Consider the following 14,091-nt stretch of genomic DNA (forward strand, 5'->3'; position numbering starts at 1 on the left):
ATGGACTTCATGTCCGACCGCCTGTTCGACGGGCGTCCGTTCCGGATCCTGACGGTCGTCGATTGCCACACGCGAGAGGCGCTCTCGCTCACACCGAGAGCCAACYTCCGCGCCTACCAAGTGACCGAGGCGCTCGACGCCTCGGTCAAGCTGAGGGGACGGCCCAAGAGCTTGCGGGTCGACAATGGGCCGGAGTTCGCCGGTCGCATGCTCGACCAGTGGGCCTACCTGAACGGGGTCGAGATCGACTTCTCACGACCGGGCAAGCCCACCGACAACGCCTATATCGAGTCGTTCAACGGCCGCCTACGAGCGGAATGCCTGAACGCCTCGTGGTTCCTGTCTCTGGCTGATGCCCGCGACCGCATCGAGGACTGGAGGTGCCACKACAACGACGATCGACCCCACACGGCCCTGGGCGGCTTGACGCCCCGAGCCTTCGCCAACCAAGCTGTCACAGCCCGAGACCTTGCATAGGCCGTGGACCACAAACAGGGTCAACTCTAACATGGCTCAAAGCCATATCTCAGGGAGGGCCACTTTTCAGGGGGCAGGCCAGTGCCGGCGAGAGGCGAAGACACCGCCGTAGGACCTGCAACGCACGCTCTCGGCGATCCTCTGACGGCATCAGAACGGGGCCGAATGGTGGGCTATTCGAAGCGACCGCAGATCGTCGATGAGTCGCTCGAAGCACCCAGCCGCGAGCCAGCGCCGGGCCTGCTGATAGACGGCTTCCCAGGGCGGGAAGTCGTTGGGCATCCACCGCAACAGCCGCTCGTCCTCACGACGTAGCGCGGTCCGTCGAGCACCTCGCGAGACTGCACTCACGCTGCCCCGCATCCTCGCGCAGCAGCGTCGGGTCGGGAGCGACCAGCGGCCCATTCCTCCTCGGAAACGTCGGACGGGTGAGCGGCGTGCGAAGCGGTCACGCCTCCTTCGTCTGGATTCCCATCTTCACCGCTCCATGACAGCCTCGAGGATGCGTCTCGCGACGTCGCACGGGCACCGTGAAACCGCTCAGCGGACGGGGTCGCGCTGCGCCATCGCAGTCGCGGAGCGCGATTTCTGCATCACGCCCTCGATCTGCTCCCGTTGACGGGTGAACTCCGCCAGCATTCGGCCGTCGAGTTCGCGTCCACGGGGAACGCGGATCTTCATGGGGTCGACGAAGTGACCGTTGATGATCACCTCGTAATGGAGGTGTGCGCCCGTCGACAGGCCGGTGGACCCGACATAGCCGATCACCTGCCCCTGCCGCACCTTCGCGCCGGCCGTGACCCCGCGGGCGAAGCGAGACATGTGGTTGTAGGTGGTGACGTAGCCGTTGATGTGCTGGACCTCGACCCGCCGTCCATAGCCCGAATCCCAATCGGCCTTGATCACGGTCCCGTTGCCCGCCGCGACGATGGGTGTGCCGATGGGGTTGGACCAATCGACGCCGGTGTGGAGCTTGGCGTAGCCGAGCACTGGGTGGCGCCGGTAACCGAAGCCCGACCGCATGATGCCGTCGGCGATGGGTTTGCGGATGAGGAACTTCTTGAGCGACCGTCCCTGTTCGTCGAGGTAGTCGATGGTGCCGTCGTCGGGTGACTGGAACCGGTAGACCTTGCGCGGTTCGCCACCGAGGTTGAGCGACGCGTAGAGAAGGTCCGGTCGCTCCGACGCGGTCTGTCCCGTCTCCTCGTCGAAGGTGTAGAACACGTCGAGGGCGTCGCCCGACGAGATTCGGCGCTGGAAATCGACATCGTAGCCGAAGATCCGCACGAGATCCTCGACGGTGGTGCGCGGCAGGTCGTGCCGGGCCGCCGTCTCGTAGAGGCTCTGGTAGAGCCTCGGCCCCGAGCCGCCGTCCTCCTCCTCGTCCTCCGCCGCCGTCTCGGTCTTGCCGGAGGCCTTCGCGGCCGGCGCCCCGTCCGTGGGCGGGGCGACCGAGACGAAGGCGCCCCGATCGTTGATGGCCGCGATGCCCTCGATGCCACCCTCTCCGTAAAGGATGAGCCGCGTCACCTGCCTTGGATCGCCGGGCTTCGGGCCGGGCGCGATCTGCAGGCGGAACTGCTGCCCCTCGGTGAGTTCGGCGATGCGTCCGCGCCCTCCCAGGGCCGAGACGATGCCGCGGATCTGCTCCTCGCTGGCCTGCCCCGTCGCACGCAGAACCATGTCCAAGGTCTCGCCACGCTTGAGCGCGAGATCGCGCTCGTCGACGAGGGACACGTCGCCGGCCCGCAGTCCGACCTTGGCGAGCTTCGTCACGTTCTCGGGCACCACGAGCACGTCGATGGACTGGAACGGACTTTTCCCGACGGGTGCGGCCGGCCCATCGAAATCAGGCGTGACCCCACCCTGCTGCAGGGTGCGCGACAGCATGATCTGCGGCGCCACCGGCACGGCACTGCGCCGGCCGGCCTCGGTGGTGAGGCGACGCTCCTCTTCGACCTGCGCGACGACATCGTCGTCCGTGAGGGCAGGTGCGCCGGGATCGACGGCGAGGCCGACCAAGTCCTGCTTGACCACCGACACCTCGCCGCCCGGCCCCTCGGCGAGGCCGGGATCGGCGGCACGCTCCGCCGGTTCGTCGGAGGTGAACTTCATCGGATCGAAGCGGGGCATCTCGGCCGCGAACACGCCCGTCGTCATGGATAGGGCCGTGGTGACCCGGACGAAGGGGCGGACCTTGATGATCTCCCGGTCGGCGAGCCGCACGGTGACGGGCGCCCGAAAACTCTGCTTGGCCGAGGCGATCATCAGGTTGCGCACGAGGCGGTCGCCCTTGCGGGCCAAGGCGATGTCGTCATCGCTCGGAGCCGGACGGACGACCACGGCCGCCCGCTCGGGGATCGCCGCGAAGGAGATGTCGCTCTGAAAGGAGACGTGGATCGCCGCACCGATGAGACCCGCTCCGGTCAGGCCAGTGAGGGTGCTGGCGCAGAGCCAGCGCAGATTGACCTCGCGTCGGTCGATCCGCGGTGCATCGGGCCCGAGCAGGTCGAGGGGCGGTTCGATCCCGTTCTGGGAGCGCGGAGTCGCACGCGCATCCTGGGTCGGGGCCGGATGGCCGATCTTGAGGCGACCGCGCTTCACGAAGAACCCTTGCGACACTGCCGGGCGAACTGGGGGCGCCCTTGCCCGGCGGGTCTAGGATGTCGAAGGTCAGCATGTCGAGAGTGAGGCGAGGTGCGGCGACCGCACGACGCGATCGCCCCTCGCCCACACCCGTGCCTGCGATCCTTCACGGTTCAGGGGCCAGCCGGGCCCGCCGCGCCGTCGCGACGACCTGTTCGGGCGTCGGAGGATTCGCGGGATGACGATTCCAGCACAGTGGCGTGCTCCGCCTTGTCGCGCTTCCCGCCCCCCGCTGGCGTAGTGGAACTCGCCGGCCCTGAGCTTGCCGAATTGGCCGCCGTTCCCCCCGCTCGCACCCGGAATTTCCTGGGCGGCCGCGATGGTGCCAGGCGCAACCGTGTGCTGGAAGAGTTGCCTCGTGCGGTTCGAGACGACCTGGGCGTGGTTTCCTTCGGAAACTCACGTCTCGACGCTCGCCCCGGGGCCGTCCCGGCAGCCCTGCGCCACGAACTCGCCCTCGCTGTCGAGGCTCGGTGGAGCTTTCTGGGCTTGGCAGTCGTGCTGACCCGGGGGGTGGCTCCGTGCCTCGGCCATGACGTAGAGGCGGCCGTGCAGCGGGGCATTCGACTCGATCCAGTCGAACAGCGCGATCTGGAGGCGGTCGACGAAATCCTCGCCCGACGCCGCCCAAGCGAGGCGCCGACAGGTTGCTCGACGAAACGCGCGTGCGTGCAGGGTCGGGGCCGGAAAACAATTGGCTTTGGCCGAAGGCGGTACCGTCGACCGGCAGGAGCGGGTTCGTCGCAATGGCGGCTCGGCGTTGGACCGCAAGGGCTTGCGCATTCGGCGAGGCGCTGTCGATCTCCCACCGGGGCCGCGGACCGGGCCGGCCTTTCCCTGCTCACACACCCGTTGCACCCGACGGCGCCATGGGCTAGATCTTCGCCGCGGTCAGCACCCGTAGCTCAGCTGGATAGAGCGTTGCCCTCCGAAGGCAAAGGTCACACGTTCGAATCGTGTCGGGTGCGCCAATCATCAAGCCATTGGTCTCGCTTATGATTCGGCCCCGCGTTTCAACCTCCCGATGGCGTCGTTGATCGACCTGTCGCCCGTTTTGTCACAAGCGACGGGTTTCGAATCACGGCTGCCATTCGTCGGCGCAGTCGATCCTGGCAGGTTCAAGTGCGAGGCGCCGCCCCGCCTCGTCACGATCATTCTCTTCGAAAAGTGAAACCGTATCGTGGGCAGAAGCGCAGGCGCGTGAAGCCCAACGGCGAAGGCGTCGCTGCAAAGTCATGTGAGCCAGAGCATGCTGATGCCAGGGCGAGTCGCTCGTGGCGCTCGCCCGCCATCAGCACCGTAGTGCTGGGTGCACAACCGCCTTCGGCGCGCAGAGGCAGCTTGGTCGACAACCCGCCCTGGCTGCGCCCAGGGGCTCACCCCGCCTTCGACCGTGCCCTCATCCCCCAATGGCGCCGGACCGGCGTGCTGGTGGACGCGCACCACCGTGGTGTCCACGAAGTGCAGGTCCCAGTCGAGGTCGCCTCGGGCATCGGCTTGCGCCTGCAGGCGCCGCCGCACCCGGTCGAACACGGCTGGCCTGCCGCCCGCGATGGAACCGGCTCGACCCGGTCCCGACAACACCATAGCGGGCCGGCAGATCCGCCCAGGGTGCGCCGCTCCGCAAGATCCCCAGCGTAGTGTTCAGAATTTGCCGGTGGTCCTCGGAAGAAGGGCCCGTGCGTAGCTGCTGCGGAGGCAGCAGCGGAGCGATCGGCTCTCACTGCGCACCGGTCAATTCGTAGCGTCGCATCCCGTCCACCTGGGGGCGATCACCCCGCCGATGAACCCTTCGCAGAGACGCTCTATGACGCGGTGTGTCGGCTGATCTGCCAGGTGGCGGCGCGCGCAGGGGGGCCGGAGGCGACGTCCGAGCCAGCACCGGGGCGGGTCTACGGCTGGAACCGGACCTTCGAGCCAGTATCGATCGCGGAGGCGCGCTGGGGCCCGACCACCTACGGCCACGATACCAACGGTCAGGTGACGGAGGCGCGGCGACGGACTGGCGGAGCGCTTCGATGACGATCTGGCCCTGAACGGGGCGGCGTTCCACGTGGTGGATGCGGGTCGGGGCGGTCTGGCGCAGGCGGCACGCCTGCCGGAAGCGGCAACCGACAAACGCCCGGGGGCGCCTTCGACGCGACGGGATCAACCCGGAGACGGTCGCCGAGTAGAAGAAGCGGGCCTGGGTCGCCGACCAGCGCACGGGATCGAAGAATCGCCGTTCGCCGGTACTGACGGTGCTGAGCGCTGTGTCGAATTTAGCTGGAAGCCCGAGCCGACGCGACACGAAGTTTCGTCGGCAAGGCTCGTCTCGGCGTCGTGCAGGGAGAAGATCGATGCGCTTCGAGCACGGCATGTGAAAACAACAGTCTGCAAAGTGGCAAAATTTTGATATTCAGTACTCTTGATGCGAGCCGTTCCTTTGGAGATACAGAGATCGTCTTTCCTTTTTCTAACAACAGCGAGAAGCGTGCGCCGTGCTTGCACCGACCCGTCGCGTCTTCCTGTCCGGCGCCCTGGCCCTGAGCATCGCACCGGCCCGCGCCGCATCGACGCCCCTGCGGGTCGTGGCCTCCTCGCTGCCGCATACGGAGATCCTCGAATTCGTCGGCGAAAAGCTCGCCCCCGAACTGCCTCTGAAGATCATCGAGATCTCGGGCGATCTGCGCCCGAATGCCCTGCTGCGTGACGGCGACGCCGATGCCAACTTCTTCCAGCACGTCCCCTTCCTCCGCTCGGAGGAAGCCGCCATGGGGATGCGCTTCGCCGTCGTCGCGGCGGTGCATGTCGAGCCCCTGGGATTGTATAGCCGCCGCGCCACGTCGCTCGCGGCCCTCCCGAGTGGCGGTGCCGTCGCCCTGTCGAACAGCGTCTCCAACACCGGCCGCGGGCTGTCGCTGCTTCAAGCGAACGGCTTGATCCGACTGCGGGCGAGGGACGCGGGCGTGGCCGCGACCGTGGACGACATCGTCGAGAACCCGAAGAACTTCCGCTTCGTCGAGATCGCACCTCCGCAACTGCCGCGCTCCCTCGACGACGTGGCGCTCGCGGTGATCAACGGCAACTACGCGTTGGAAGCGGGGCTGGAGCCCGCGCGGGATGCGTTGGCCCTCGAAGCCGCCGAGGGCAACCCGTATGCGAACGTCCTCGTCACGACCGAGGGCTTGGCGAGGGATTCCCGTGTGCTGCGCCTCGGAACCCTGCTGACCTCGGCCGAAGTCGCGGAGTTCATCGACCACCGCTACCGCGGCTCGGTCGTCCCTGTCCGCCCGTCCTGACCGCCGGGGGTGGGGTGAGACCGGCCGCCACCCTTCGAGATCCACAGCCTGCCCTGCCTTCGCCGAGTCGGGCGACCGGAGTCCACGACCGATGCGCTTCCTGAAGACCCTCGCCATCGCCTTCCTGTCCATGGGTACGATGGCGGCCCAGGCAGAGACCTTGACGATCGGTACCGTGCCGGGCGCCTACAGCGACGCCATCACCGCGGCCGCCAAGGAGGCCAAGGAGCAGGGCATTGTGGTGAAGGTGATCGAGTTCAGCGACTGGACGACGCCCAACGTCGCCCTCGATGCCGGCGACATCGACCTGAACTTCTTCCAGCATCGCCCCTTCATGGAGAACGCCGCGAAGCAGAAAGGCTACCGATTCGACATCGTCGGGCTCGGCATCCTGCAGAACATCGGGCTATTCTCGCTCAAGCATAAGAGCCTCGACGGGATCCCGGCGGGGGGCAAGGTCGCCATCGCCAACGACCCGGTGAACCAGGGCCGAGGCCTGCTGCTGCTGCAGAAGGCCGGCCTCATCAAGCTCAAGGACGGTGTCGGCTTCCTCGGTAACGTCGACGACATCGTCGAGAACCCGAAGAAGCTGAAATTCACCGAGGTCGAGGGTCCGCAATTGGTGCGGATCACCGGCGACGTCGATCTCGCCCAGGGCTACCCGCATTTCATCGTCGCCGCCGGGGCCTTCGACCCGAAGAGCGGGCTGATCTATTCCGGGATCGAGGACAAGCTGTTCGCCGTAAGCTTCGTCACGAAAGCCACCCGCAAGGACGATCCGACCATCCGAAAATTCGTCCAGATCTTCCAGAACTCCGAGGCCGTGAAGCAGCAGATCCACACATCGTTCGCCGGCAGCGAAAAGCTGTACCTGCTCGCGTGGCAGAACTGACCATGGTGAGCCTGGCTTTGGATCGCCTCGGGGCGACGGGTTCGGCCCGGTCGAAGGCGATCGGCCTGGACGCGATCCCCGCCGCCCGGACCGAAGCGGGCCGGCGCTGCACCGGCACCGTGCGGTTCGAGAACGTCTCGAAGACATATCGCTCTGCGGGTGGCGAGGTCCGTGCCCTCGACGACGTCAGCCTCGACGTTCCGTCCGGCGCGATCCTCGGCATCATCGGCCGCTCGGGTGCCGGCAAGTCGACCTTGCTCCGAACCGTCAACCGTCTGGAGGCGCCGACGTCGGGACGGGTGCTGGTCGACGACGAGCCCATTGAGGCCCTCCGGACGGACGGCCTCGTGGCCCTGCGCCGCCGCACCGGCATGATCTTCCAGCACTTCAACCTGCTGTCGGCCAAGACCGTCCGGCAGAACGTGGCCCTGCCGCTCAAGGTGGCCGGAATCCGCCCGTCGGAGATCGAAGGCCGGGTGGAAGCGGTGCTGCGCCTCGTCGGTCTCCAAAGCAAGGCGGAGGCCTATCCGTCGCGCCTCTCGGGCGGGCAGAAACAGCGCGTCGGCATCGCCCGCGCCCTGGTCAGCGACCCCGAGATCCTCCTCTGCGACGAGGCGACCTCGGCCCTCGACCCGGAGACCACCCTGTCGATCTTGGGCCTGCTGCGGGATATCAACCGGCGGCTCGGCCTGACCATCATCCTCATCACCCACGAGATGAGCGTGATCCGCGAGATCTGCACGGACGTCGTGGTGCTGGAAGCCGGGCGGATCGCCGAGTCCGGTCCGGTCTGGCGCGTGTTCGGCGCCCCGGAACACCCGGCGACGCGGGCCCTGCTCGCGCCCCTCACCCGCGACCTGCCCGACGATCTGGCGGAGCGGCTCGTGCCGCATCCCGTCCCGGGCGCCCAGGCCGTCCTGCGGATCACCTATCCCGGGGGGTCTGCCCCCGACCTGTCGGCCCTCGTCGCGGCGACGGGCGGCCCGCTGCGGCTCCTGCAGGCGAGCGTCGAGCGCATCCAGGGACACGCCGTCGGCCGCCTGCTGATCGCCGCCGAGAACCGGCAGGCAGAGGCCCGCCTGAGAGCCATCGGGGTCACCGTCGAGGGAATCGGCTATGTCGCCGCAGATGATTGACCGCCTCTGGCAGGCGGCGTTCGACACGATGTTCATGGTGGGCGTCTCGGCGGGAATCGCGGTGGCCGCCGGCATCCCGCTCGCGCTGTTCCTCGTCACCTCCGGGGCGGGCGGCATCTTCCCGGCACCGCGGACGAACCGCTTCGTCGGCCTTCTCGTGAACGGCTTTCGCGCCGTGCCCTTCATCGTGCTCCTGGTCGCGCTGATCCCGTTCACCCGGCTCGTCGTGGGAACCACGATCGGTGTCTGGGCGGCCATCGTTCCCCTCGCGGTCAGCGCTACGCCCTTCTTCGCACGGATCGCCGAGGTCTCGCTGCGGCAGGTCGATCCCGGACTGGTCGAGGCGGCCCAGTCCATCGGCTGCCGCCGACGCCACATCCTGCTCCACGTGCTGCTGCCCGAGGCGCTTCCGGGAATCGTCGGCGGCTTCACCATCACGATCGTGTCGATGATCGGCGCCTCGGCCGTGGCCGGCGCGGTCGGCGCGGGTGGGCTCGGCGACGTGGCGATCCGCTACGGCTACCAGCGCTTCGACACCACGGTGATGTCGGTGGTGATCGCGATCCTCATCGTCCTCGTCTGCCTCGTGCAGTTCGCGGGCGACAGCGTGGTGCGGAGGCTCCGGGCACGATGACGGGCGCCGCCAAGCAGATCCGGCTCAACGCGTTCAACATGAACTGCGTCGGTCACATCAACCACGGCCTCTGGACCCATCCGCGCGACCGCTCGGCCGAGTACAACACGCTGCGCTACTGGACGGACCAGGCCAAGCTCCTGGAACGCGGCCTGTTCGACGGGATGTTCATCGCCGACATCCTCGGCGTCTACGACGTCTACGGCGGCGGCATCGACGTGACGGCACGGGAAGCCGTGCAACTGCCGGTGAACGACCCGACGCTGATCGTTCCGGCCATGGCGGCGGTGACGGAGCATCTCGGCTTCGGCGTCACCGTCAACGTCTTCGCGGAAGCGCCCTACACCTTCGCCCGGCGCCTCTCGACGCTCGACCATCTCACCGGCGGGCGGGTCGGCTGGAATATCGTCACCGGCTATCTCGAGAGCGCCCATCGCGGCCGGGGCGAGACCCTTCCGGCGCACGACCGCCGCTACGATTACGCCGATGAGTATCTGGAGGTGCTCTACAAGCTCTGGGAGGGAAGCTGGGACGACGCGGCGGTACGCCGGGACTGCGGGGCGCGGGTGTTCGGCGATCCAGCGTTGATCCGGCCGGTCTCCCATCGCGGCGAGTTTCTTTCCGTCGACGGCTACCACTTGTGCAAACCCTCGCCGCAGCGGACGCCCGTGCTCTATCAAGCGGGCGCCTCCGGCCGGGGCCGCGCCTTCGCCGGGCGACACGCCGAGTGCGTGTTCATCTCGGCGCGGGACAAGGCGGCGGCCCGAGACGCCGTCCGGGCGATCCGGGCAGAGGCCGCCGCCGCCGGGCGCGACCCACAGGACGTGAAGGTGTTCATCGGCATCGCCGCCATCCCCGGCCGCACCCGTGCCGAAGCGGAGGATAAGCGCGCCGAGTACATGCGCTACGCCAGCGCCGAGGCCGGGCTCGCCCACTTCTCCGCCTCCACCGGCATCGATTTCGCCCGCTACGGCCTCGACGAGCCGATCCCCTACGCCCCCGGCAACGCGATCCAGTCGGCCACCGCGGCTGCGGGCAAGCGCGGGCTGACCAAACGCGACCTCCTTGCGGAACTCGGCCTCGGCGGCCGCTACGCGGTGCTGACCGGGGACGCCACGTCCATCGCGGACGAACTGCAATCCTGGGTCGAGGAGGGCGAAGTGGACGGGTTCAACCTCAGCCGCATCGTCGTGCCGGAAAGCTTCTCGGACTTCATCGATCTCGTGATCCCCGAGCTTCAGGACCGCGGCCTGTACAAGACCGCCTACGCGCCGGGCTCGTTCAGAAACAAGCTGTTCGGCGCGGGCGACCGCCTACCCGCCCGCCACGCCGCCCAAGCCTACCGAGGCGCCGCCGCCGTGAGCGGCTGACGGCAGACGCCGCGATACCGGCGGGCATGGCCGCGGCGATGGACGGGTGAAGCAGAACACCCCCAAACGCGTCTTGGAGATCGTCGCAGGGAGAGATCCGCAAGTGTCCGGCCGGCGCCGTGGGCCAAGGCAGCGGTGGGATCGTGCTAACAGGCTTCATCCCCCTGATGTCCTCATCCCCCGTGGTATCCTCATCCTCCGTGGTATCTTCATCCCCCGTGGTATCCTCGGGCCGCGTCGTACGGGTAGGCCCGGACGCGTTCACCGACGCGCGCGGGATTCGCGGCGGCGCCGTTGTCCGGCCGCCCGCCGCGCCCGGGGAGGCAGCTCGCGAAGGTGGACTTGGCCGGGTGGGTCCGGGTCGCCGCACAGGAAGGCGAGTGCACCAGGCATCGCGATCGGTGCGCCGCGATCGCCCCGGGGTCGCATCCCGAGCCGATGTCTTCGCATGAGAAAGCGCGATCCCCGCAGGGAAACGACAGCGCGAGCGCCCGGCGGTCGAACATCCGCGGGCACGCTTCACCGGCTCGGAGCCACCTCCTCAAGACAACCCAGGGTCGCATAGAATACGGATAGCTGATTCCGGGACGGGACGGCTCGGCACAACAGGACGTCCAGGATCGATTGCTGCGCGACCCAGCACGTGTACCTCTGGCCGGATCGGAAGTACAAATCTGTATTTGCGACGATCTCATGAAGACCATCATCGTCCATGTCCCTGCACAACCAAGCAGACCGGCGCGATTTTCCGTGATTCGACCGATCGTCCGGTGTAGGTTTTCTACCGTCCGAGCCTGGAGAGCGCCCCCGTGAACGACCGCCTCTACGGCTTCTACAATTCCGAACTCGAGGCCCTGCGCGGCCTCGGCGGCCGGTTCGCCGAGCGGCATCCGAAGATCGCCGGGCGGCTGCGGCTGTCGCCGGATGCCATCGACGATCCCCATGTGGCCCGGCTGATCGAGAGCTTCGCCTTCATCGCCGCGCGCCTGCGGCTCAAGCTCGACGACGACTTTCCCGAGCTCACCGAGACACTGCTCGAATTCCTCTATCCGCACTACCTCGCGCCGATCCCGGCGCTCGCCGTGACGCAGGTGGCGTTCCCGCCAGACCTCAAGGAGGTCATCACCCTGCCGCGCGGCGCCGTGGTCGAGAGCGAGGTGCTGGAGGGCGACGTCTGCCGGTTCCGGACCACGCAGGACGTGGAGCTCTGGCCCGTCCGGGTCGCCTCGGTCGCCCTGACCGGGCGCCCCCTCGTCGCGCCGCCCTGCCCGCATGTCGAGGCGCCCGCCAGCCTGCGGATCGTCCTCGAGACCGTCGATCCGGGCGTGACCTTCACGGACCTCGGCGTCGACCGCCTGCGCTTCTACCTGCGGGCGCCCTGGCAGCCGGCGGTGGCGCTCTACGAACTCCTGCTCAACGACTGCCTCGAGATCGCCCTCGCGGATCACGCCGAGGACGGGGGAGCCGTCTTCATCGGGCCGGACGCGATCCGCGCGGTGGGGTTCGAGCCCGCCGAAGCGGTGCTGCCGCCCGCGCCGCGGTCGCATCCGGCCTACCGCCTGCTGACGGAGTTCTTCGCCTATCCGCAGAAGTTCCTCTTCCTCGACCTGTCGCGCCTCTCGGCGAAGACCCTGCGGCGGGCCGGCAACCGCCTGGAGATCTTCTTCTATCTCGGCCGGCATGCGCAGGAGCTCGAACGGGCCTGCACCGCCGGAACCTTCGCCCTTGCCTGCACGCCGGTCGTCAACCTGTTCGAGCAGCGCGCCGAACCGATCATGCTCACCCAGGTGGCGAGCGAGTACGCTCTCGTGCCCGACGCGCGTAGGCACGCCTCGCGCGAGGTCTACGCGGTGGAACGCGTCACCCTGACCGACCGCGCCGGGATGACCCGCGACGCGAGTCCCCTGTTCGGACGGACGCTGGCCCAGCACGACGCGGTCGGCGCGCTCTACTGGCAGCTGCGCCGCCGGCATCTGGCGGAAGGGGGCGAAGGCACGGATGCCCGGCTCGCCCTCGTCGATGCGGCCGCCTCCCCGGCCTCGCCCACCGATGCGGTCCTCTCCGTCGACACCACCTGCATCAACCGGGACCTGCCCGCCCGCCTGCCCTATGGCGGCGAGCACCCGGTCCTCACGGTGCTGCGCGGACCGGGCGAGGTCGGGCGCCTGAAAGCCCTGACGCCCTTCACCGCCACCCTGCGGCTCACGCCGGGCGACGGCCTCCTGTGGCGGCTGATCTCGCACCTGACGCTCAACCACCTGTCGCTCTCCAACGGCGAGGGCGGACCGGAGGCGCTGCGCGAGATCCTGCGGCTCTACGACTTTCGCGATGCGCCGGAGACCCGCACCCTCATCGACGGGATCGTGTCCGTCACGCACCGGCGCGCGACGGCGCGGGTGGCCGAGGGCGGCCTCGCCCGCGGCCTCGACATCGAGGTGGAGATGGACCGCCGCTACATCGATCCGGGCGCGGCCTTCCTGCTCGGGCAGGTACTCGACCGTTTCTTCGGCCTCTACGTCAACCTCAACAGCTTCACGCGCCTGACCGTGCGGATGCGCGGGGCCGCCCGGGCGCTGAAGACATGGCCCGCCCGCTCCGGCGCCCGGCCGCTCGTATGAGCCCGCGCGTTGGAAAGGCCGTCCCGGAGCGGCTCGGCGACAAGCTCGCCGCCGAGATCGACCGCTTCGAGCCGTTCGAGGGCTTGCGCCTCGTCGAGGCGTTCGGCCCCAGGCCCGCGCCGGACGAGGCGGAGGCCCCGGCCGATCGGCCCCTCGCGACGGGCGCCCTGACGAGCCGGCACGTCGCCACGCCCCTCGTGCCGGGCGGTCGCTTCGGCCTGGACCGGAGCGGGATTCCCGAGATCGCCTTCGTCGGGCTCGCCGGCCCCCTCGGCCCGCTGCCGCCGATCTACACCGAGGTGGCGCTCAAGGAACGCAAGGCGCGCAATCCGGGATTCGCGGCCTTCCTCGACGTATTCGTCGCCCGGATCACGACGGCCTTCCTCGACACCTCCGAGAAATATCGGCTTCCGGCCCTGGTGGCGCGCCGCGGCAGCGGCGGGGCCAACCGCATGACGGAGGCGTTGCGCGCCCTCATGGGCCTCGGCCTGCCGTCGCATCGGGGCCGGCTCGCCACCCCGGACGCCGAACTCCTGCCCTATGCGGGCCTGCTCGGGCGGGACGTGCGCTCGGCCGCGGGCCTCGAAGTGCTCCTGGCCGACCGGCTCGGCACGCCGATCCGGGTCGCGCCGTTCATCGCACGGTGGCTGCCCATCGCCCCCGCCGAGCAGAGCCGCCTCGCCGGGCCGAACCCGGCCTTCGGACGCCTCGGCGTCGATGCCGTCGCGGGCTCGGGGATCATGGATGCCTCCAGCACCTTCCGGGTGGTGGTGGGGCCCCTCGACGCGGCAACCTTCGCGGCCTTCGCGCCCGATGGGACGCGGATGGCGGAACTGGTGGAGCTCGTGCAGCTCTACATGGACCCCGGCCTCGATTTCGACGTCCAGATCATCCTGCGCAAGGACGACGTGCCCGAGTGCCGACTCGGCCCGGCCGCCCCGTCCCTCGGCTGGAACGCCTGGCTGCGCCAGCTGCCCGCCGAGCGCGACGCCGATCAGTCGGTGCACGATCCCATGCGGGGCGCGCACTGAGCCCGA

10 protein-coding genes, 1 tRNA gene and 2 pseudogenes are annotated in these 14,091 nt (G+C 68.7%); 9 read left to right on the forward strand and 4 right to left on the reverse strand.

From position 1 onward, the window contains the following. On the forward strand, positions 1-477 hold a 477-nt coding region (locus tag ASF22_RS14890; RefSeq protein ID WP_056265742.1), incomplete at its 5' end, for an IS3 family transposase. 180 nt (positions 478-657) lie between these two features. Here the strand turns inward: ASF22_RS14890 and ASF22_RS24640 are convergent. The 3 genes and pseudogenes from ASF22_RS24640 to ASF22_RS14900 form a co-directional block, all read right to left on the reverse strand. Beyond that, a pseudogene (locus ASF22_RS24640) lies at positions 658-759 on the reverse strand (IS5/IS1182 family transposase); the annotation flags it as partial. 258 nt (positions 760-1,017) lie between these two features. Beyond that, positions 1,018-3,060 carry a M23 family metallopeptidase gene (locus ASF22_RS14895; protein ID WP_244474308.1) on the reverse strand — a complete coding sequence of 681 codons (2,043 nt, stop codon included), beginning with the start codon at positions 3,058-3,060 and terminating at the stop codon, positions 1,018-1,020. A gap of 462 nt (positions 3,061-3,522) precedes the next feature. Further along, positions 3,523-3,870 (reverse strand): hypothetical protein, encoded by a 348-nt coding sequence (locus ASF22_RS14900; protein ID WP_156647760.1) that lies wholly within the window; start codon positions 3,868-3,870, stop codon positions 3,523-3,525. A 147-nt stretch (positions 3,871-4,017) separates the two neighbouring features. On the opposite strand from ASF22_RS14900, the gene ASF22_RS14905 reads away from it, so the two are divergent. Next, a tRNA-Arg gene (locus ASF22_RS14905) sits at positions 4,018-4,094 on the forward strand. Positions 4,095-4,382: 288 nt separating this feature from the next. Here the strand turns inward: ASF22_RS14905 and ASF22_RS23985 are convergent. Continuing rightward, a pseudogene (locus ASF22_RS23985) lies at positions 4,383-4,837 on the reverse strand (transposase); the annotation flags it as partial. Positions 4,838-5,603: 766 nt separating this feature from the next. Between ASF22_RS23985 and ASF22_RS14910 the strand changes: the two are divergent. The 7 genes from ASF22_RS14910 to tssG all read left to right on the forward strand — a co-directional run bounded on the left by ASF22_RS14910 (position 5,604) and on the right by tssG (position 14,085). Then, a complete protein-coding gene (locus ASF22_RS14910; protein ID WP_056265747.1) occupies positions 5,604-6,404 on the forward strand; it encodes a MetQ/NlpA family ABC transporter substrate-binding protein in 801 nt (266 codons plus the stop codon). 91 nt (positions 6,405-6,495) lie between these two features. Further along, positions 6,496-7,296, forward strand: coding sequence for a MetQ/NlpA family ABC transporter substrate-binding protein (locus tag ASF22_RS14915; RefSeq protein WP_056265750.1), 801 nt, complete (start codon positions 6,496-6,498; stop codon positions 7,294-7,296). Beyond that, positions 7,284-8,432 (forward strand): ATP-binding cassette domain-containing protein, encoded by a 1,149-nt coding sequence (locus ASF22_RS14920; RefSeq protein WP_244474303.1) that lies wholly within the window; start codon positions 7,284-7,286, stop codon positions 8,430-8,432. The genes ASF22_RS14915 and ASF22_RS14920 overlap by 13 nt, the downstream gene beginning before the upstream one ends. Beyond that, positions 8,413-9,066, forward strand: a complete 654-nt coding sequence (locus ASF22_RS14925; protein ID WP_056265753.1) for a methionine ABC transporter permease — start codon at positions 8,413-8,415, stop codon at positions 9,064-9,066. Before ASF22_RS14920 ends, ASF22_RS14925 begins: the two co-directional genes overlap by 20 nt. Then, positions 9,063-10,436, forward strand: a complete 1,374-nt coding sequence (locus tag ASF22_RS14930; protein ID WP_056265755.1) for an LLM class flavin-dependent oxidoreductase — start codon at positions 9,063-9,065, stop codon at positions 10,434-10,436. Before ASF22_RS14925 ends, ASF22_RS14930 begins: the two co-directional genes overlap by 4 nt. Before the next feature lie 809 nt (positions 10,437-11,245). Further along, positions 11,246-13,054: a type VI secretion system baseplate subunit TssF gene (tssF, locus tag ASF22_RS14940; RefSeq protein ID WP_056265764.1), complete on the forward strand. Its 1,809-nt coding sequence runs from the start codon at positions 11,246-11,248 to the stop codon at positions 13,052-13,054. Then, positions 13,051-14,085 carry a type VI secretion system baseplate subunit TssG gene (gene tssG / locus ASF22_RS14945; RefSeq protein WP_162239572.1) on the forward strand — a complete coding sequence of 345 codons (1,035 nt, stop codon included), beginning with the start codon at positions 13,051-13,053 and terminating at the stop codon, positions 14,083-14,085. Before tssF ends, tssG begins: the two co-directional genes overlap by 4 nt. The last annotated feature ends 6 nt before the right edge of the window (positions 14,086-14,091 follow it).

It is taken from the genome of Methylobacterium sp. Leaf87 (assembly GCF_001422775.1).
In the GTDB taxonomy this organism is placed as follows: domain Bacteria; phylum Pseudomonadota; class Alphaproteobacteria; order Rhizobiales; family Beijerinckiaceae; genus Methylobacterium.